The organism is Corallococcus sp. AS-1-12, from assembly GCF_020036995.1.
Taxonomy (GTDB): domain Bacteria; phylum Myxococcota; class Myxococcia; order Myxococcales; family Myxococcaceae; genus Corallococcus.
In genome coordinates this window covers 153,240-171,015 of the sequence record NZ_JAIQDD010000009.1, presented here as the reverse complement: position 1 = coordinate 171,015, position 17,776 = coordinate 153,240, and the positions used below count along the sequence as shown (strand labels likewise).

Below are 17,776 nucleotides of genomic sequence, written 5' to 3'. Positions count from 1 at the left end.
GGGGATGCGCGGGGACGGAGGCGAGACGGTGGCGGAGGGCTGGGTGGCGCCCCGGGGGCGTGCGGCCCGGGGACACCTGCCCCGCCACGTCGCGGGCCTCTTCCGCTTCCAGCCGGGACGGCCCGCGCTGGCCTCGGGGCTGCGCACGGGGTTGGCGCTGGGGGTTCCGCTGCTGGTCTCCGCGCTGCTGTCGCTGCCGGAGGCGGCGTGGGCGGGCATGGCCGGGCTCTTCGTCGCGCTGGTGGACAAGGGCGGGCCGTACCGCACGCGCGCGCGGGCCATGGGGGCGATGACGGTGCTGGGCGCGGTGGTGGGGCTGGTCATCGTGCTGCCCAGCCCCTTCTGGGTGGACGTGGCGCTGACGCTCTTCTGGGTGACGGCGTGCGGCTTCGCGCGCAGCTTCGGGGACACGCCGGGCATCGTGGGCATGCTGCTGGCGAACCTGTTCGTGGTGTCGCTGGCGCTGCCTCAGCGGGGGCTGGAGGCGGCGCTGATGCAGGCGGCGTACTTCGTCGCGGGCGGGCTGTGGTCCATGTTCCTGGCGCTGGTGCTGTGGCCGCTCAGGCCGTACCGCCCGGCGCGGCTGGCCATCGCGGCCTGCTACGAGGAGCTGGCGGACGCCGCGGACGCGGTCGCGGGCTGGCCCATGGAGGGGCCCTCGCGGGTGGGGACGTGGGAGGCGGTGCAGCGGGCCGCGCGCATGCGGCGGTCGCTGGAGACGGCGCGCGCGACGCTGGGGGCCACGCGCCAGGGGCGGCAGGAGGAGAGCGGCCGGGGTGAGCACCTGCTGGTGCTGCTGGAGGACGCGGACGCGCTGTCGCTCCTGCTCACGGCGATGTCGGAGGCGCTGGACGAGGCGCCGCGCCAGGGCGCGTGCCGCACGGCCCGCATCGAGGCGCAGCACGCGCTGGGCGCGTTGGCGGTGGACCTGCGGGGCGTGGAGGGTTCGCTGGTGCGGGGCACGGTGCCGGTGCCGTCATCGTGGGACGCGGAGCGGGTGACGCGGGTGCTCCAGGCGGACGGGGGGCCTCCGGAGCCGGCGCGCTCGCAGTACGCGCACGTGGCGGGGCTCCTGGGGCGGCTGCGGGAGTACAGCGCGGTGGCCTTGGACGTGGCGTCGCGGCTGGAGACCGGCGGGCCGCTGCCGGAGCGGGACATGAAGCCGCTGGGGCTGGCGCCGGGGCGCGGGCGCTCGGGGTGGAAGGTGCTGCGCGACCACCTGACGCCGGAGTCGGTGGTCTTCCGGCACGCGCTGCGGCTGGGGCTCACCGCGACGGTGGCCACGGCGCTGGCGGAGGGGCTGGGGCTCAATCACGGGTACTGGGTGACCATCACGGTGATTGTCGTGTTGCAGCCGTACTCGGGGCTCACGACGGAGAAGGGGCTGCAGCGCGTGGCGGGCACGTTCGTGGGCAGCGTGCTGGCCATGGGGCTGGTGCACGTGCTGCCGGCGAAGGGGCTGATGCTCGTGGCCATCGTGCTGCTGGTCTGCGTGTCGGTGAGCGTGCGGCCGCTGAACTTCACGGTGTACCAGGTGCTGCTGGCGCCGGCGCTGGTGCTGCTCGCGGAGCTTCAGACGGGGGACTGGCGGCTCGCGGGGGTGCGCATCCTCAACACGCTGATGGGGGGCGCGCTGGCGCTGGTGGGCATCCGGCTGCTCTGGCCGAGCCCCGAGCACTCGCGCTTCACCGAGGAGGTGGCCTGCGTGCTGAAGGCGGACCAGCACTACCTGCGCGAGGTGTCGCGGACGCCGGTGCCCTCGGAGGCGGCGCTGCGGGAGGCCCGGCGCAAGGTGGGGGTGGCGCTGCTGTCCGCGGAGGCGTCGTTCCAGCGCCTGCTGAGTGAGTGGAAGGGACCGGCGAAGGAGCTGGAGCCGGGCATGGCGTTGATTACCTACGCGCGCCGCTTCACCGCGGCCGTGACGGCGCTGGCGGCGAGCCGCGCATGGCATCAGGAGTCGGACCTGGGGCCGGTGGTGCGCTACGCGTCGGACGCGCTCGAGGAGCTGTCCGCGGCGCTGGTCGCGCGCCGCGTGCCGTCAGCGCTCGAGCGCGAGGCGCCGGGCCTGGAGGGCACGGACGCGCTGGCGCGCACGCAGTTGTCTCGGCTGGTGCGCCAGTTGGGGGTGCTCCACCATGCGGTGGAGCGGATGCCGCCCGCGCTGCGCGCCTCGGAGGAGGGCGCTACGCCCGCTCCAGCTTGACCATCAGCCGGCGCAGGTCCTCGTTCACGCGCACGAAGTGGGAGTTGCCCTTCTCGTCCTCCAGTTGCTTCCTCAGCGCGGGCAGGGACGCCTCGCGCAGCTTCTTCGCCGCGCCGGGCGCGTCCGCCAGCCAGTCCACCGCCTGGATGAGCGTGGCGCGCGCCTCGGTGTCGCGCTCGTTGAGCCGGGCCGCCAGCGTGGGGCCCTGGTCCACCGCCCCGGAGCGCCCCAGCTCCAGCGCCGCGCGCTGCAACAGCGCCGCGTCCGCCTTGGGCAGCCGCTGCGACCAGCAGCCCGCGTCGCCACTGCACGCCTGCGCCGCCTCCAGCACCGCCCCATACCCCTGCAACTGCTCCGCGCGCTTCTTGCCCAGCGCCGCGGCATCCTGGCACCCGTCCTCGCCCGTCTCCTGGCAGTCGGCCGCCGTGCGCGCGGGCTCCGCCGCCGCCAGCTTCGCGAGCACCGGCTGCTCCCGCGCATCCCCCAGCAGCGCGATGCCCTTCACGGCGATCTCCCGCGCGTACCAGTCCCCGGTGCCCGCCGCCTTCTCCAGCGCGGGGAGCGCGTCCCGGCTGCCCAGCAGCGTCAGCGCCCGCACGTACGCGTCGCGCACCGTCGGATCCGGCTCGCCCACCAGCCCCGCCAGCGGCTTCACCGCCTCCTGCGCGCGCATCCGCCCGAGCGCGTCCGCCGCCTGCATCCGCACCAGCGCCTGGATTTGCGGATCCGAGTGCGTGAACGACAACTGCTTCAACAGCGTGGGCACCGCGCGCTTCTCCCGCAGGTCACCCAGCACCTGCGCGGCCTTCATCGGGTAGCTGGCCGGGTTCACCCCCTGCGCCTTCGCCCACGTCAGCAGCTCCGCGTCCTTGCCCTCCAGCACCGGCAGGAGCGCGTCCGCCGCGGGCGCGCCCAACTGGAACAGCGCGAAGCTGCTCTCCACGTAGAAGGACACGCCCCGGCGCTCCTTCGTCAGCGTGCGCATCAGCGCCGGCACCGCGCGGGGGTCTCCAATCTGTCCCAGCGCCTCGATGGCCTTCTTGTTGAGGAACGGCTCCGCGGCCTCGTCCGTCGCCAACTGGATGAGCGGCTCCACCGCCGGCTTCGCCCTCAGCGCGCCCAGCACCTGGATGGCCTCGATGCGCGTGTAGTTGTCCTTGCTGCGCAGCAAGGGCACCAGCGACGGCACCGCGCGCTCATCCCCAATGCGCCCCAGCGCCCCCACCACCGCCTTGTTCACCTGCTGCGCCGGCACGTCCGCCGCGCCAGGGTCCAGCGCCGCCGTCAGCGGCTCCAGCGACGTCGGGTGGTGCAGGTCCCCCAGCACCCGCGCCACCGCCGCCTTCACCTCCGGCCGGCGCTCCGAGGACAGCCTCGCGTGCAGGAAGGGCAGGAACTGTTCATTGGCGTTGCCGGACGTGCGCAGCGACTCAATCACTCGCACCTTGTCGTCGGGGCGCTTCGCTCCCTCCAGACTGGACTGCCAGTACTCCGGCGTCTTGGGATCCTCCTTCTTGCAACCCCCCAGGGCAAGGCAGGACACGGCCAGGGACAGGGCGACGAATGAGCGGGACATGGGGCTCCTTTACGTCCGAACGTCTGGGCTTCCGTCGGGTGTAGACCTGTCCACACGAAGGACGCAAACCTCCCCCACCTCCTGGGGTACGCTGGTCAACGACATGGCCCCTGCCGAAGACAGTCGTAACGCGTCGCGTCCGACCATCGTGCGCCGGACGTACCTGCTCGACCGAGAATTCCAGCTCAAATACATCCTGCTGCTCACCGGCATGGGCGCCGGCAGCATGCTGCTGTTCGGCGTGCTGTCGCAGCAGGTGCACCGGATGTCCGCCGAAGGGGGCCTGTCCGGCGAGGAGACGCTCTGGTGGCTCACCGGCGTGGCCACCGTGGGCCTGGGCATCGCGCTCGGGCTGTTCGGGCTGCTCTTCACGCACCGTGTGGCGGGCCCCGTCCACGTGATGAGCCTCTACGTCGCGGCGCTCGCGGCGGGCCGCTATCCGCGCCTGCGTCCGCTGCGGCGCAAGGACGAGCTGCGCGCCTTCTTCGCGCGCTTCAGCGAAGCGGTGGACCGCATCCGCCAGCGCGAGGCGGACGAGGCGCTGGCGCTGGAGAAGGCGCTGGACGTGCTCAAGGACGTGGCCACCACCCCCGAGGCGCGCGAGGCCCTGTCCACGCTGGAGGCGCTGCGCGCGCGCAAGCGCCAGGCGGTGGACACCTCCGCGCCGCCCGCCACCTTCAAGTCCGTGGCCTGACGCCATTCCTTCTTCCACACGGGATTTCCCTCACATGAGCAGCCGACCCCGCATCGTCTTCATGGGCACGCCCGAGTTCGCCGTGGCCTCGCTGGAGGCCTGCTTCGACGTGGGCGACGTCGTGGCCGTCGTCACCCAGCCGGACAAGCCCAAGGGCCGGGGCAACGCCGTCACCGCGCCGCCCGTGAAGGAGCGCGCCCTGGAGAAGGGCATCCCCGTGCTCCAGCCGCAGAAGCTGCGCACGCCGCCGTTCTCCGAGGAGCTGCGCCAGTACGCCCCCGACGTCTGCGTGGTGACGGCGTACGGGAAGATCCTCCCCAAGGACCTGCTGGCGCTGCCCGCGAAGGGCTGCGTGAACGTGCACGCGTCGCTGCTGCCGCGCTTCCGGGGCGCCGCGCCCATCCAGTGGGCGATTGAACACGGCGACAGCGAGACGGGCGTGTCGCTGATGGTGATGGACGAGGGCCTGGACACCGGCCCCGTGCTGGCGATGAAGCGGCTGCCCATCGCGCCGGACGAGACGAGCGCCACGCTGCACGCGAAGCTGTCCGCGCTGGGCGGCGACATCCTGCGCGAGTCCCTGCCGCGCTACCTGAACGGCGAGCTGACGCCCCGGCCCCAGCCCTCCGAGGGCATGGTGCTGGCGCCCATCATCGACAAGGAGAACGGCAAGCTGGACTTCACGAAGCGCGCGGTGGAGCTGGACCGCCGCCTGCGCGCCTTCACGCCGTGGCCCGGCGCGTACACGCTCCTGGGGGGCAAGGTCTTCAAGGTGCACCGGATGCGGGCCGCGGAAGGGAAGGGCGCGCCCGGCACGGTGCTGTCCGCGGGGCCGGAGGGCATCGAGGTCGCCTGTGGCGAGGGCTCGGTCGTCTTCCTGGACGTCCAGCCGGAGGGCAAGCGGGTGATGCGCGCGGCGGACTTCCTCTCCGGCCACAGATTGCAGCCGGGCAGTCAGCCGTTCACGTCTTGAGCGCGCCGCCGGGCGCCATGTGGAATCCTCGCGTCATGGAGTCGTACGGATGGGCATGAAGCTGCTGGTGTTGCACGGGCCGAACCTCAACCTCCTGGGCGAGCGCGAGGACGTCGCGGGGGGGCGCCTGACGGACCTGGACGCGGCCCTGCGCGCGAAGGCGAAGGCGCTGGGACTGACGCTGACCATCGTCCAGTCCAACCACGAGGGCGTCCTCATCGACACGATCCACGCCGAGCGCAAGAACGTGGAGGGCATCCTCATCAACCCGGCGGGGTACTTCACGTCCTACGCGCTGAAGGAGGCGCTGGAGGCGGTGGGGCTGCCCGCCATTGAGGTCCTGCTCAAGCCGCCCGCCCGCGAGTCCGTGGTGGCGGAGGCGTGCGCCATGCAGGTGCTGGGGCTGCACGGCTTCGACCCGTACATCCAGGCCCTGGAGACCTTCGCGAGCGGCATCTTCCACCCCGCCATCCCCGGGCCGGTGAAGACGCTGGGCCGCCGCAAGAAGGGCGCCGACGCGGACGACGACTCCCGCCCGAAGCCCAAGCTGGTGGGCCGCGTGCACCCGCTCAAGAAGGACGACGCGCCGGAGCCCACGCCGCTGGCCGCGCCCGCGCGCTCGCTGCGGCGCACGGCGGAGGCCGGGGGCCCGCTGAAGACGCTGGGCCGCAAGTCCGTGCCCACGGTGGTGAAGGCGGACGGCAAGCCGGGCAAGACGCTGGGGCGCGCGGCGAAGGGCGGCGCCACGCCCGCGTCGGACCTGCTCACCCGGGCGCTCGTGCGCCAGAAGATCGCGGACCGGCTGGCCGGACGGCTCAGTGAAGCGGAGCTGGCCACCTGGGCCCGCGCGAAGTATCAGCAGGTCCAGCGTGGTGAACCGGCGGAGAGCGGCCACCGCGAGCTCCTGGAGGACAGCCTCCAGAGCCTGACCCTGTCCCATCTGCCCGCGACGCGGATGTCGGACGAGCAACTGGTGGACCTGATGACCCGGCTGGAAGAAGGATGAACGCCCGTATCCTCGCCATCAACATCCTCGCGCGCGTGCGCGCCACGGATGCCTACCTCAACGTGGTGCTGGACACGGTCCTGTCGGAGACGCCGCCCAAGGACCCCCGCGACGCGGCGCTCGTCACCGAGCTGACCTACGGCGCCACCCGCCGGCAGCTCGCGCTGGACTACGCCATCACCCGCTTCGCGGACCGCAAGCTGGACGCGCTGGAGGACAAGGTCCTGGCCGCCCTGCGCGTGGGCGCCTACCAGCTCTTCCACACCCGCGTGCCCGCGCGCGCCGCCGTGGCGGAGACGGTCCAGGCCCTCAAGGACGTGGGGCTCGCGCGCGCGGCGGGCTTCGTCAACGCCATCCTGCGCAAGCTGTCCGAGCTGCCCTCGCCGCCGCTGCCCTCCCAGAAGGACCCGGTGGAGTACCTGTCCGTGCGCGAGAGCCACCCGCGCTGGCTGGTGGAGCGGTGGATCCGCCAGTTCGGCCGCGAGCGCGCGGAAGCAATGCTCGTCGCCAACAACACGCCGCCCGCCGTCGTCATCCGCGCCAACAGCGCCAAGGTGACGCGCGACGCGCTGCTCGCGCAGTTGAAGGACGTGGGCGTGGACGCGCGCGCCACGGAGGCCTCGCCCGTGGGCATCATCCTGCCCTCCGTGGGCCGCGTGGAGGACGTGTACGGCTACTCCGAGGGGCTGTGGCAGGTGCAGGACGAGGCCGCGCAGTTGGTGGGCGTCTACGGCGCCATCCCGGAGACGGCGCGCGTGCTGGACGCGTGCGCGGCGCCGGGCGGCAAGGCCTGTCACCAGGCGGAGGGCCACGACGTCGTCGCGGTGGACCTGCACGCCAACAAGCTGCGGAAGATTGAAGGCGAGGCCCGGCGCCTGGGGCTGTCCGGCCGCCTGAAGGCCTACGCGCACGACGCCTCCGAGCCGTTCCCGGAGAGCTGGGGCGAGTTCCACGCGGTGGTGGTGGACGCGCCGTGCTCCGGGCTGGGCACGCTGCGCCGGCACCCGGAGCTGCGCTACCGCCGCAAGGAGGAGGACGTGGCCCGGCTGGCCACGCTCCAGCGGCGCATCCTGGAGAACTGCCAGGAGGCGGTGCCGCCCGGCGGCCTGCTCGTCTACGCCGTCTGCACGCCGGAGCCGCAGGAGGGGCAGGACCAGGTGGACATGTTCCTGCGCAGCCACCCGGAGTGGACGGCCGAGCCGCCCGTGCTGCCCGGCCTCAAGCTGCCGCTCGCGCAGGCCTGGCTGCGCACGCTGCCCGGGCCGGAGGGCTACGACGGCTTCTTCGCGGCCCGGCTGCGAAAGCTCTACTGAAGCGCCGCCGGGGCTTCAGTCGTCCTGCGGAATCTGGGCGGCCTGCTTGAAGGCCTCCAGCACCGCGGCGGACGCGCGGTCCAGGTACTTGCCCTTGCGGATGAGCAGGCCGATGGGGCGCGACACCGGCCCCTCCGCGAAGGGCTTCGCCACCAGCGAGCCGCCCTTGATCTCCGCGTGGGCCGTGGCGATGGGGAGGATGGCCACGCCCAGGCCCATCTCCACCGCGCGCTTGATGGTCTCCACGTTGTCCATCTCCATCACCGGCGTGATGTCGATGTTCTTCTCGCGGAACAGGCGGTCCAGCGCCTTGCGCGTGGGGGCCTCGCGGTCGAAGGCGATGAAGGGCACGCCCGACAGCGCGGTGAGGCTCACCTTCGCCTTGCTGGCGAACGCGTGGTTCGTCGCGCAGACCACCGCCAGCTTGTCGTCGCGGAAGGGCAGGATGTCCACGCCCGCGCGCGGCTGCGGATAGGCCACGATGCCAATCTCCGCCGCGCCCAGAATCACGTCGTCGTAGACCTGATCATTGCGCCGGTAGTTCAGGCGCATGTTGACCTTGGGGTGCGTCTTCAAGAGCTGCTTCTGCACCACGTTCAGCTCGTGCAGACCCACCGAGTAGATGGTGGACACGGTGGTCGCGCCCTGGACCTCCGTGGCCTGCTCGCGGATCTCCTGCTCCACCTCCGCGAAGCGCGCCAATATCTCCTTGCAGCCCCGGAACAGGCGCTCGCCCGCCGGCGTGGGCGTCACCTGCCGCGCGCTGCGGGAGAGCAGCTTCTGCTCGTAGCGGTTCTCCAGCGCGCGAATCTGCTGGCTCACCGCCGACTGGGTCACGTGATTGAGCTGCGCCGCGCGCGAAAACGAGCCCGTCTCGACCACGTCACAGAACATCTTCAACGATTCGAGCTGCATGGGGCGTCTCCTACCCTCAAACCTAATGGCCGGGCCAGTAGTAATTAGTTGACCTACCCCGCATGCGAAAATGGCCTACAGGGAAAAGTGCCCGGCTGCTTGCGCGCCGCGGCGGAATCCTTGGGCTCTCAACCGCTGGAGTCATGGCCGTCCTCGGGCGGACGCGGGCGGGTGAGGGCGAAGAGCGCGGCGCCCAGGGCGACGAGCGCTCCGCCAGAGAGCGTCTGCACGCGGCCCAGGTCGCGGTCCGTCTCGTGGAGGAGCTGGCACTCCTGCGGGGACAGGTGGGCGCAGTCGGCGGGGACGAAGAAGGCCCTCACGCCCAGCCCGAGCAGCCCCACGCCGCCCAGCATGAGGCCGGCGATGCCCCCGAGCGCCGCGGCGCGCAGGACGGAGGCACCCCGGTGCGAGGGCAGGGAGGTCATGGACCGGGAGGCGTAGCACCGTCCCGGGCCGGAGGGGACAGGGGAGGGTGTCCCGGGCGTATGCTTCCGGACCATGCGAATCCTGTATGGGGTCGTCGGTGAAGGGATGGGCCACGCCACGCGCTCGCGCGTGCTGCTGGAGGCGCTGACGAAGGAACACGAGGTCCACATCGTGGTGTCCGGGCGGGCGCAGCACTACCTGGCCCAGCGCTTCCAGAACGTGCACGGCATCTGGGGGCTCACCATCGCCTACGAAGGCAACTCGGTGAAGAAGTGGCAGACGGTGCTGCAGAACCTGCAGGGCGCCGTGAAGGGCTGGCCGCAGAACGTGCGCCAGTACTTCGACCTGGTGGAGGGCTTCAAGCCGGACGTGGTGGTGAGCGACTTCGAGACGTTCAGCTACCTGTTCGCGAAGAACCACCGGCTGCCCGTCATCAGCGTGGACAACATGCAGGTCATCAACCGCTGTCAGCACGACCCGGCGCTGCTCGCGGGCCATGAAGAGAGCTTCGAGGCCACGCGCGCCATCGTGAAGGCGAAGCTGCCCGGGGCCTTCCACTACCTCATCACGTCGTTCTTCTACCCGCCCGTGCGCAAGCGCCGCACCACGCTGGCGCCGTCCATCCTCCGCCCCGAAATCCTGGCGGCGAAGCCGGAGGCCGGTGAGCACCTGCTCGTGTACCAGACGGCGACGACGAACACGCACCTGCCCGAAATCCTCAAGCAGTCCGGCGTGCCGTGCCGCGTGTATGGCCTGCGCCGCGACCTCAAGGAGGACGTGGTGGAGGGCAACCTCACCTACCGGCCCTTCAGCGAGGCGGGCTTCATCGACGATTTGCGCACCGCGCGCGCGGTGGTGGCGGGCGGCGGCTACACGCTGATGAGCGAGGCCGTCTACCTGCACAAGCCCGTGCTCAGCATCCCCGTGGGAGGTCAGTTCGAGCAGGTGCTCAATGCCCTCTATCTGGAGAAGCTGGGGTACGGGATGTATGTGAAGGAGTTGAGCCTGGACGCGCTGAGGACGTTCCTCTCCCGCGTGCCCGCCTGCGCGGAGGCCCTCAAGGGCTACGAGCAGGACGGGAACGTGAAGATGCTCACCGCGCTGAACGACCAGTTGGCGCAGGCCTACGAGCACCGCGGCCACTGGCGCATGGAGCTGGCGGAGATGGACGGCAAGGCGTAGCGGCCGCCTCCTCGTCAGTGCAGGGACACCTGGTTCTCGTTGTTGCGCTCCGCCGCGCGGCGGCTCATCTCCGTGAGCCAGGAGCGGGTGAGGGGTGTCTCGCTCTGGTGGCCCTTGTGGCGCTCCGGGGTGCTGTCCTGGGGCAGCAGCCGGTTGACGGCGTCCAGCACGCGCGCGGTGAGGTTGGGCGCCAGGGCCCGGCCCACCGCGCCCAGCTTCGCGGGCATGCCCACCAGCGCCTCCGAGTCACCCCGGCGGCACGCCTCGATGATTTTGCGCGCCACGCGCTCGGCGCTCATGGACACGCCCATCATCGAGTTGCTCACGTGGAACCACGCGTACTCCTTCTCGTGGTCCCCCTTGAAGTCCGCGTTGCGCGGGCTGCCGGTGCGGATGAGGGACGGGCACGCCGTCGTCACGCGGATGCCGTCCTGGGCCAGCTCCGTGCGCAGCCCGTCCGACAGGCCCACCAGCGCGAACTTGCTCGTGGAGTACGGCACCAGGTGCGGGATGCTCAGCTTCCCGCCCATGGAGGACACGTTGACGATGCGGCCCTCGCCTCTCGCCTTCATGTCCGGCACCACCGCGAGCGTCGTGTACAGCGGCCCCCACAGGTGGGTGTCCACCGCCTGCTCGAAGTCCTCCAGCGTCATGGACTCCAGCGGGCCCACCATGATGACGCCCGCGTTGTTGATGAGCACGTCCACCGCGCCCCAGTGCTCGTGGACGGCGCCCACCATGGTGTCCACCTGCACCTGGTCGCGCACGTCGCAGCGCAGGGTGAGCACCGCGCCGCCCAGCCGCTCCAGGTCCGAGTGGGCGCGCTGGAGCGAGTCCACGTCACGTCCGCAGATGGCCACGCGCGCGCCCTCCTTCAGCAGCATGCGCGCCATCACCAGCCCCAGCCCCCGGGAGCCGCCGGTGATGAGCACCGTCCTGCCCTTGAAGCTGTAGCGGGGCCGCAGCGCGCGCTGCAGCCCCACGACGGCCCCCACCCCGGCGGCCAGCGCGCCCAGGGAGAAGCCCTTTCGCTCGGTGTGTCGTCGGTCAGCCATGGTGCGACTCTCCTGGAGGGGAAGGGTGGGCGGACAGGACGCTCAGGGGTTGGAGGCCGCGGCCTGGTCCTCCTGCTCGCGGGACACCTCGCCGTGGAGCGCGGGCGGCTCCTCACCGGGCAGGTCCTTGAGCAGCGCGCGCACGCGGCGCAGGGCGTCCTTGCCGCCGATGCGGTTCTTCAGCCGCCCATCCGTGCCGAAGAGGAGGAAGGCGGGGTGCTTGTCCACGCCATAGGCGCGGGCCATGGAGCCGTCGTCCATGGCGATGGGGTAGCGCAGGCCGTGCTCGCGCGCGAAGCCCTCCACCTTGTTGGTGTCCCGCAGCTCCGTCTCGTCGTGGGTGACGTCCACGCCAATGACCTTCAGGCCCTTGGGCCCGTAGTCCACCACCCACTGGTTCACGGCCTCGAACTGCTTCGCGCAGTCCTCGCAGTCCATGGTCCAGAAGTGGAGCAGGACGGGCAGTCCATCGAGCTCCGAGACGTGGACCGGGGCGTTCACCCACCCGCCATCCGGGTCCAGGAGCGTGAGGGGGATTTTCGTCGAGGCCATACGGGCTCCCTATGGGAAGTGGAAAGCGCTTCAACGGGACGTGACTCAAGCTATGCATGCGCCACCGGTTGCTCCCGGCTGCGCGCCCGTCCGCTCGCCTGTCCGGCAAGGGCTGTTGGCCCGCTCCGCCCACCGGTGGGCAGGCGGGCATGGAGACCGTGATGCGCATCCCCGACTTCGACCTGGAGCGGTACTTCGCGCGCTGGGAGTTCGCCGCGCCCTACCTCCTGTGCGCCTCCGACGTGGAGGGCTGGCGCATGGCGGACCTGCTGGCGCTCGCGTCGCCGGAGGACCGCGCCCGCTGGGACGGGCTGACGCTCGGCTACACGGAGACGCCCGGCCTGCCCGCGCTGCGGGACGCCATCGCGGGGATGTACCCGGGCCTGACGCCGGAGGACGTCCTCACCTTCGCGGGCGCGCAGGAGGGCCTCTTCGTCGCGATGAACGTCCTGATGGGGCCCGGCACGCACGCCGTCGTCACCTGGCCGGGCTACCAGTCGCTGTACGAGGTGGCGCGCGCCTCCGGCGCGGACGTGACGCTGCTGCCCCTGCGCGAGGAGGCCGGCTGGGCGCTGGACCTGGACGCGCTCACCGCGGCGCTGCGCCCGGACACGCGCATGGTGGTGGTGAACTTCCCGCACAACCCCACGGGCTCGCTGCCGGACCGCGCGACGTTCCAGAAGCTGTGCGCGCTGTGCGAGGCGCGCGGCATCCACCTCTTCTCCGACGAGGTGTACCGCCTGCTGGAGTACGACGCGAACGACACCCTGCCCCCCGCCGCGTCGTGCTTCGCGAAGGGCGTGAGCCTGGGCGTGATGTCCAAGGCGTTCGGACTCGCGGGCCTGCGCGTGGGCTGGCTGGCCACGCGGGACCAGGCGCTGCTCGCGCGCTGCCGCGCCTTCAAGGACTACACCTCGCTCTGCAACAGCGCCCCCAGCGAGCTGCTGTCCCTCATCGCGCTGCGCGCCCGCGACCGGGTGCTGGAGCGCAGCCGCGGCCTGCTCACCGCGAACCTCGCGCGGCTGGATGACTTCTTCGCCCGCCACGCGGACACCTTCCACTGGGTGCGCCCGCGCGCCGGCAGCGTGGCCTTCCCCCGTCTGCGACAAAACATTCCGGTCGCGCGTTTCACTGAGTCACTGGTTACCCGCGAGGGTGTGTTGCTGTTGCCCGGCCACGTGTATGGCTTTCCGGGCAATCACTTCCGGTTGGGGTTGGGGCGCGCCAACCTGCTGGAAGCACTGGAGCGGCTGGAACGCTTCGTGCGGGAGGGCGGACTCGACGCGCTGGCGTGACGTCCTCCGCCGGCGCGGTGCGTCAGGGTTTCCACTGACGGCTGGACTTTCGGGTTATCGCCTTCCCCTGAAACAACCCCTAGAGTGGTTGTCCCCTCGCCCGGCCTGCGGCCGTGCGCAAAGCCCTCTCATCCCCCCGAGAGGCCAGGAGACACACCCCGATGAAGATGCTGATTGGCGCGGCCGTGACCGCCGCGACGCTGTTGGTGGGTACCGAAGCCGCCGCGACGAACTACACGCTGTGGATCCACGGCCGCAACGGCGGCACGACGAAGCCGGGCAACTACAACGACTTCAGCTACTGGGGGCCGTCCACCACCGCGGCGGGGGTGAACAAGAAGGCCGTCAACTGGAACGGCACGCAGCGCGTGGGCGCGGAGAACTACCGCATCCGCAACGCGCTGGACTGCTTCTGCACGGGCAGCAACTCCTGCTACATCGCCGTGCACAGCGCCGGTGACCTGCAGATCGGCTACGCGCTGTCGCTGTACGGCGCCAGCACGCGGCAGGTGAAGAACGCCACGCCCAACTCCAACGGTGAATGCGGCAACGCGGGCACCGCCACGCAGAAGGGCTGGAACATCAAGTGGGTGGCCGTGGCGTCCGGCGCGGGCGGCGGCAGCGAGCTGGCGGACCACGGCGACTGGGCGATGAGCGAGCCCCTGGTGAGCGACCTGGTCACCACCACGGCGCGCGCCATGTACAACCACAACGCCACGGCCAACGTGGAGTTCCTCATGTTCGCCGGCTCCAAGGGGACGCTGTACTCCGGCATCCTCCCGGGCCAGGACGACGAGGCGGTGTCCTACCACTCCACGGGCGGCGTCTCCGGCAGCAGCGGCGGGTCCTACTGCAACCCGGGTGACTGGTTCTGCGGCGGCACGCTCAACCTGCTCAAGAACGCGTGCAGCGACGGCCGGGCGAAGTGGAGCTTCCACTCCGTGTACTTCCGCGACGACGGCGAGTCGTTCAACCACTACGCCAACGGCAACTGGGGCGGCATCGTCTCCAAGGTGCGCGAGTACATGGTCCAGTACGCGTACTAGACTGACGGCTTCCCCCGCCCCCTCCGGCGAAGCCCGCTCATGACACGCGAAGACGGCCCCGTCCCCTCCGCCTCCCGGCTGCGCCACGGCCGGTGGTTGCTTGCCCTCGTGCCCCTGGTGCTCGTGGGAGGCGCGTTCTTCTGGTGGCAGGGAAGCGAAGGGGCCGAAGCGCCGGAGGGCGCACCGGAGCCCACCTCCGCCCCGGTGCCCGACCTCCGCGAGGAGGCGCGGGCACCGGCGGGGCGCTCCAGCGCGGCCATGGCGGCGGCCGAGCCCGCCGCGCCGTCACTGCTCAGCCCGGAGGCCCGCGAACGCGAGGCCCGCCGCGAGCTGTGGCAGAAGCGGCTGGAGCGCGCGAAGCGCTCGTTGGAATCCTATGTGGCGGCCACGCGCTACCCGCCCGAGTCGCGGCCGAGCCGCGAGCATCCGGATCAACTGGAGCTGGCGGAGCCGGAGCGCACCCGGCCGCTGAGCCCCAAGGCGGCGGAGGACGGCACCTCCGACGTGCAGCTCCGGCTCAAGCAGGACAAGGTGTTCGTCGTCGGTGACGAAGCGGTGCTCTTCTCCGTGGCGTGCGAGGACTCGCGCCGGGCGCCGCGCCCGTGCGAGGTGGTGTCCGCGCTGGCGCACGAGGCGGACCACCTGGCGGACGCGGGCGGCGTGCCGGGCGTGCCGGTGACGTTCGTGGACTCGGGCCAGGGCGGCGACGCGGTGGCGGGTGACGGGGTGCTCACCGGGCGCCTGCAGCCGTCGAAGCAGGGCTTCGCGATGTTCTCCGGCACGCTGCGCGTGGTCCTCCGCGTGCGCTCGGGGTCGCTGGAGGACTCGGCGTTCTTCGACGTGCTCTACACGCCCGCGCCGCCGGCCACGTTCACCGGCAGGGTGCGCGAGGTGCTGGAGGGCGGGTCGTTGGATCTCTACCTGCCCGTCCAGGTCCGCAAGGCGGGGCGGTACGTGGTGTCCGGCCGGCTGGACGACGAGGGCGGCGTGCCGTTCGCCGTGGTGTCGTTCAACGAGGAGCTGCAGGAGGGGGCGCAGGAGGTGAAGCTCAACGTCTTCGGCAAGGTCGTCCGGGACGACAAGCCCACGTTCCCGCTGACCCTGCGCGACGTGGAGGGCTTCCTGCTCAAGGAGATGGGAGACCCGGACCGCGAGCTGATGGTCACGCTGCGAGGGCCCGTGCACACCACGCGCGTGTACTCGCTCGAGCAGTTCTCGGACGCGGAGTGGAGGAGCCCGGAGCGGGACCTCTACACCCGCGAGCTGGAGAAGGACGTCATGGAGGCGCAGAAGCAGCTCGACGCCGCGCTCAAGGACACGCCCGAGCCCTGAGCGTCAGGGCCCGGCCGCGAGGGGCTCAGGATTCGAGCGGAGGCGGCGGGGGCGTGTGGGCCGCGTCGACCTCCACGAGGTCCGCGTCCTGCACGTCCTCGACGCCGGGCTCCACTTCGGAGACGGGCGCCTCGCGCCGCGCGGGCGGGAGCGCCGTGCCCGTCGAGAGGGCCTCCGCGTAGGCCGCGGCGTAGGCGGCCTCGGCCTGGACGGCCTCCATCGTGAAGTCGTCCGCGTCCGCGAGGAAGTCATTCGACGACGGGGCGCTCGGCGGCGCATCCGGCGGCAGCGCCTCCGGCCCGCCGTCCTCCAGCGTGGCCAGGAACCCGTCCGCGTCCTCCATCGCGCCGGACGCTTCCAGGCCCTCCGCGTCGCCCGCCGCGTCCGGCGCCGGCGCGTCCACGCCCAGGTCGTCGCCCAGCGCGGCCAGCTCCTCGTCGCTCAGGCTGGACAGGTCACCGGACTCCAGCAGGAAGAGCAGGTCCTCCGCCTCCTGCGCGGAGACGGTGCTCGGCATGGTGTCCAGGTTCTGCAGCTCCCACGCGGCCGCGTCGGGCGACAGGATGTCCGAGGGGTCCAGGGACGGATCCGCCGCGGGGGCCTCCGCGCGGCGCTCCGCCTGCTGGAAGTGGCGCGCCTGCAGGAGCGGCGTGGACGCCTGGGGCAGGCCCAGCCGCTGCGCGTACGCGGGGGCGGCGGCCTCGAAGGTGCTCTCCCCCGCGAAGGTGCGCAGGTGGGGGTTCTCCAGCAGCGCGGCGCGGGTCTCCGGGGCTTCCTCCGAGGAGGCTCCGTCCGACGTCAGCCCCAGGTCCGCGAGCAGCGCGCCGGCCAGGTCGCCCTCGGCGTCCGCATTGAAGTCGCTCTCGTCGGAGAAGCCCCGCCGCACCGGCTCCACCGGCGTCATGGGCTCCTGCTTCACCGGGGCGGTGACCTCCAATTCGTTGGAGATGGACCAGGCCCGGGACGTCGAGATGCCAGAACCCACGCGGCGGATGGATGTCATGGTTCTCCTCGGGGGGTGGCCCGCAGGTCGGACAGCTCCTGCATTGTCCGCCGGGGGCGGCGGGAGTTGCTAGGGGGACGCGAGCCATCCCCATTGGCCCCGAGGCCCGGTATCCTACCGGCGCCCATGAGTCCCACCCTGGCCGCACACGTGGACGCCCATCCCGCGTCCTCCCACGAAGTCCGCCCTGGCCTCCAGGGTGTCCCGCCCGTTGAAAAGTCGCGGCGGGACGGGGTGCAGGCGACCGCAACGTCGGTCCGCGGACAGGGGCGTGCGGGGGCGCGGAGGGAACGCGCACCCGGACGTCCTCCAGAGGCGAAAACCCCATGGGGGAACCCCGGCCAGGAAGCGACCGGGCCGTTGGCCTCCCGTTTGCTGTCCGGGAGCCCAGCCAGGAGGCGGTGGTGATGAGATTCGAGTGCGCGGGGCAGACCCACATCGGCCGGCGTCCGCACAATGAAGATGCGTACTGCGTGCTGCCCGAACGCGGGTTGTTCGTGGTGGCGGACGGGCTGGGGGGGCAGGAGGGCGGGGAGGTCGCCAGCCAGTGCGTGGTGGACACCTTCGCGGGGTTCAGCGACCGGTTGGATCGCGACCGCGACGGCACCTGGCCGGACGCGGTGGACCCCGCGCGAAGCCGCGAGGAGAACTACCTGGCCGCCTGCACCGCGCTCGCCCAGCGCACGTTGCGCGTGCGCCGCGTGGGCAAGCTCAAGGAGATGGCCTCCACGGTGGTGGCGCTCGCGGTGGGAGAGCGCAGCGCGGCGGTGGCCCACGTGGGCGACAGCCGCCTGTACCGCCTGCGCGAGGGCCACCTGGAGTCGCTCACGCGCGACCACTCGCTCATCGAGGAGCTGCGCGCCGCGGGGCGCGAGCCGCCCGGCAACCCGGCCAACCTGCGCCACCTCATCACCCGCGCCCTGGGCACGGAGAACGCGGAGCCCACCGTGCGCCGGCTGGAGGCGCAGCCCGGGGATGTCTTCCTCCTGTGCTCGGACGGGCTGTATGAGCCCCTGGGCCCGGAGCTGATGAAGGAGCAACTGCGCGCGCCCTCCGCCCAGGCCGCGTGCGACGCGCTCGTCACCGCCGCCTACGAGGCCGGTGGCCGCGACAACATCACCGCCGTCGTGCTGCGCGTGGCGGCCTGAGCGTCTACCCGCCGCGTCACATGCTGGGAGTGCGTGGGCCCTGGACCCCACAGGTCG

Annotated in this window: 16 protein-coding genes; 10 read left to right on the top strand and 6 right to left on the bottom strand. The window is 71.8% G+C overall.

Features of this window, described 5'->3' with window-relative positions:
* Positions 1 to 4: 4 nt before the first annotated feature.
* The gene (locus K8556_RS17515) at positions 5 to 2,203 is read left to right on the top strand and encodes an FUSC family protein (protein WP_223741219.1); all 2,199 of its coding nucleotides are present in this window, start codon (positions 5 to 7) and stop codon (positions 2,201 to 2,203) included.
* Here K8556_RS17515 and K8556_RS17510 read toward each other — a convergent pair.
* Positions 2,184 to 3,779, bottom strand: a complete 1,596-nt coding sequence (locus K8556_RS17510; protein ID WP_223741218.1) for a HEAT repeat domain-containing protein — start codon at positions 3,777 to 3,779, stop codon at positions 2,184 to 2,186. The two genes, K8556_RS17515 and K8556_RS17510, sit on opposite strands and share 20 nt — an antisense overlap.
* Before the next feature lie 103 nt (positions 3,780 to 3,882).
* On the opposite strand from K8556_RS17510, the gene K8556_RS17505 reads away from it, so the two are divergent.
* The 4 genes from K8556_RS17505 to rsmB are packed head-to-tail and all read left to right on the top strand — an operon-like array spanning position 3,883 to position 7,765.
* Positions 3,883 to 4,473, top strand: coding sequence for a signal protein (locus K8556_RS17505; protein WP_223741217.1), 591 nt, complete (start codon positions 3,883 to 3,885; stop codon positions 4,471 to 4,473).
* Positions 4,474 to 4,507: 34 nt separating this feature from the next.
* Positions 4,508 to 5,446, top strand: coding sequence for a methionyl-tRNA formyltransferase (fmt, locus tag K8556_RS17500; RefSeq protein ID WP_223741216.1), 939 nt, complete (start codon positions 4,508 to 4,510; stop codon positions 5,444 to 5,446).
* Positions 5,447 to 5,495: 49 nt separating this feature from the next.
* Positions 5,496 to 6,452 (top strand): type II 3-dehydroquinate dehydratase, encoded by a 957-nt coding sequence (locus K8556_RS17495; protein ID WP_223741215.1) that lies wholly within the window; start codon positions 5,496 to 5,498, stop codon positions 6,450 to 6,452.
* Entirely contained in the window at positions 6,449 to 7,765 is a 1,317-nt protein-coding gene (gene rsmB, locus K8556_RS17490; protein ID WP_223741214.1) for a 16S rRNA (cytosine(967)-C(5))-methyltransferase RsmB, read from the top strand. Before K8556_RS17495 ends, rsmB begins: the two co-directional genes overlap by 4 nt.
* Positions 7,766 to 7,780: 15 nt before the next feature.
* On the opposite strand, the gene K8556_RS17485 is transcribed toward rsmB, so the two are convergent.
* Entirely contained in the window at positions 7,781 to 8,680 is a 900-nt protein-coding gene (locus K8556_RS17485; protein ID WP_223741213.1) for a LysR family transcriptional regulator, read from the bottom strand.
* A 128-nt stretch (positions 8,681 to 8,808) separates the two neighbouring features.
* Complete coding sequence (locus tag K8556_RS17480) at positions 8,809 to 9,105, bottom strand: hypothetical protein (protein ID WP_223741212.1); 297 nt, start codon at positions 9,103 to 9,105, stop codon at positions 8,809 to 8,811.
* Positions 9,106 to 9,178: 73 nt separating this feature from the next.
* On the opposite strand from K8556_RS17480, the gene K8556_RS17475 reads away from it, so the two are divergent.
* A complete protein-coding gene (locus tag K8556_RS17475; RefSeq protein ID WP_223741211.1) occupies positions 9,179 to 10,288 on the top strand; it encodes an MJ1255/VC2487 family glycosyltransferase in 1,110 nt (369 codons plus the stop codon).
* 14 nt (positions 10,289 to 10,302) lie between these two features.
* Here the strand turns inward: K8556_RS17475 and K8556_RS17470 are convergent, their stop codons facing one another.
* Together K8556_RS17470 and K8556_RS17465 are read right to left on the bottom strand one after the other, a co-directional pair.
* Positions 10,303 to 11,343: an SDR family oxidoreductase gene (locus tag K8556_RS17470; protein ID WP_223741210.1), complete on the bottom strand. Its 1,041-nt coding sequence runs from the start codon at positions 11,341 to 11,343 to the stop codon at positions 10,303 to 10,305.
* Between the two features lie 42 nt (positions 11,344 to 11,385).
* A complete protein-coding gene (locus K8556_RS17465) occupies positions 11,386 to 11,895 on the bottom strand; it encodes a peroxiredoxin (protein WP_223741209.1) in 510 nt (169 codons plus the stop codon).
* Positions 11,896 to 12,056: 161 nt separating this feature from the next.
* On the opposite strand from K8556_RS17465, the gene K8556_RS17460 reads away from it, so the two are divergent.
* From K8556_RS17460 to K8556_RS17450, 3 genes are all read left to right on the top strand, one after another.
* Positions 12,057 to 13,190, top strand: coding sequence for an aminotransferase class I/II-fold pyridoxal phosphate-dependent enzyme (locus K8556_RS17460; protein WP_223741208.1), 1,134 nt, complete (start codon positions 12,057 to 12,059; stop codon positions 13,188 to 13,190).
* A gap of 161 nt (positions 13,191 to 13,351) precedes the next feature.
* On the top strand, positions 13,352 to 14,236 hold the full coding sequence (locus tag K8556_RS17455; protein WP_223741207.1) for a hypothetical protein: 885 nt from the start codon (positions 13,352 to 13,354) through the stop codon (positions 14,234 to 14,236).
* Positions 14,237 to 14,275: 39 nt separating this feature from the next.
* Positions 14,276 to 15,568, top strand: a complete 1,293-nt coding sequence (locus K8556_RS17450) for a hypothetical protein (protein WP_223741206.1) — start codon at positions 14,276 to 14,278, stop codon at positions 15,566 to 15,568.
* A gap of 25 nt (positions 15,569 to 15,593) precedes the next feature.
* Here K8556_RS17450 and K8556_RS17445 read toward each other — a convergent pair whose 3' ends face one another.
* Positions 15,594 to 16,571: a hypothetical protein gene (locus K8556_RS17445; RefSeq protein ID WP_223741205.1), complete on the bottom strand. Its 978-nt coding sequence runs from the start codon at positions 16,569 to 16,571 to the stop codon at positions 15,594 to 15,596.
* 407 nt (positions 16,572 to 16,978) lie between these two features.
* Here K8556_RS17445 and K8556_RS17440 point away from each other — a divergent pair, with 407 nt between their 5' ends.
* Positions 16,979 to 17,719, top strand: coding sequence for a PP2C family serine/threonine-protein phosphatase (locus tag K8556_RS17440; RefSeq protein ID WP_223741204.1), 741 nt, complete (start codon positions 16,979 to 16,981; stop codon positions 17,717 to 17,719).
* The last annotated feature ends 57 nt before the right edge of the window (positions 17,720 to 17,776 follow it).

Excerpts from the sequence above, each read along its gene's own strand:
- K8556_RS17515 (WP_223741219.1), top strand. The coding sequence starts at position 5 with ATGCGCGGGGACGGAGGCGAGACGGTGGCGGAGGGCTGGGTGGCGCCC.
- K8556_RS17510 (WP_223741218.1), bottom strand. The coding sequence starts at position 3,779 with ATGTCCCGCTCATTCGTCGCCCTGTCCCTGGCCGTGTCCTGCCTTGCC.
- K8556_RS17505 (WP_223741217.1), top strand. The coding sequence starts at position 3,883 with ATGGCCCCTGCCGAAGACAGTCGTAACGCGTCGCGTCCGACCATCGTG.
- fmt (WP_223741216.1), top strand. The coding sequence starts at position 4,508 with ATGAGCAGCCGACCCCGCATCGTCTTCATGGGCACGCCCGAGTTCGCC.
- K8556_RS17495 (WP_223741215.1), top strand. The coding sequence starts at position 5,496 with ATGGGCATGAAGCTGCTGGTGTTGCACGGGCCGAACCTCAACCTCCTG.
- rsmB (WP_223741214.1), top strand. The coding sequence starts at position 6,449 with ATGAACGCCCGTATCCTCGCCATCAACATCCTCGCGCGCGTGCGCGCC.
- K8556_RS17485 (WP_223741213.1), bottom strand. The coding sequence starts at position 8,680 with ATGCAGCTCGAATCGTTGAAGATGTTCTGTGACGTGGTCGAGACGGGC.
- K8556_RS17480 (WP_223741212.1), bottom strand. The coding sequence starts at position 9,105 with ATGACCTCCCTGCCCTCGCACCGGGGTGCCTCCGTCCTGCGCGCCGCG.
- K8556_RS17475 (WP_223741211.1), top strand. The coding sequence starts at position 9,179 with ATGCGAATCCTGTATGGGGTCGTCGGTGAAGGGATGGGCCACGCCACG.
- K8556_RS17470 (WP_223741210.1), bottom strand. The coding sequence starts at position 11,343 with ATGGCTGACCGACGACACACCGAGCGAAAGGGCTTCTCCCTGGGCGCG.
- K8556_RS17465 (WP_223741209.1), bottom strand. The coding sequence starts at position 11,895 with ATGGCCTCGACGAAAATCCCCCTCACGCTCCTGGACCCGGATGGCGGG.
- K8556_RS17460 (WP_223741208.1), top strand. The coding sequence starts at position 12,057 with ATGCGCATCCCCGACTTCGACCTGGAGCGGTACTTCGCGCGCTGGGAG.
- K8556_RS17455 (WP_223741207.1), top strand. The coding sequence starts at position 13,352 with ATGAAGATGCTGATTGGCGCGGCCGTGACCGCCGCGACGCTGTTGGTG.
- K8556_RS17450 (WP_223741206.1), top strand. The coding sequence starts at position 14,276 with ATGACACGCGAAGACGGCCCCGTCCCCTCCGCCTCCCGGCTGCGCCAC.
- K8556_RS17445 (WP_223741205.1), bottom strand. The coding sequence starts at position 16,571 with ATGACATCCATCCGCCGCGTGGGTTCTGGCATCTCGACGTCCCGGGCC.
- K8556_RS17440 (WP_223741204.1), top strand. The coding sequence starts at position 16,979 with ATGAGATTCGAGTGCGCGGGGCAGACCCACATCGGCCGGCGTCCGCAC.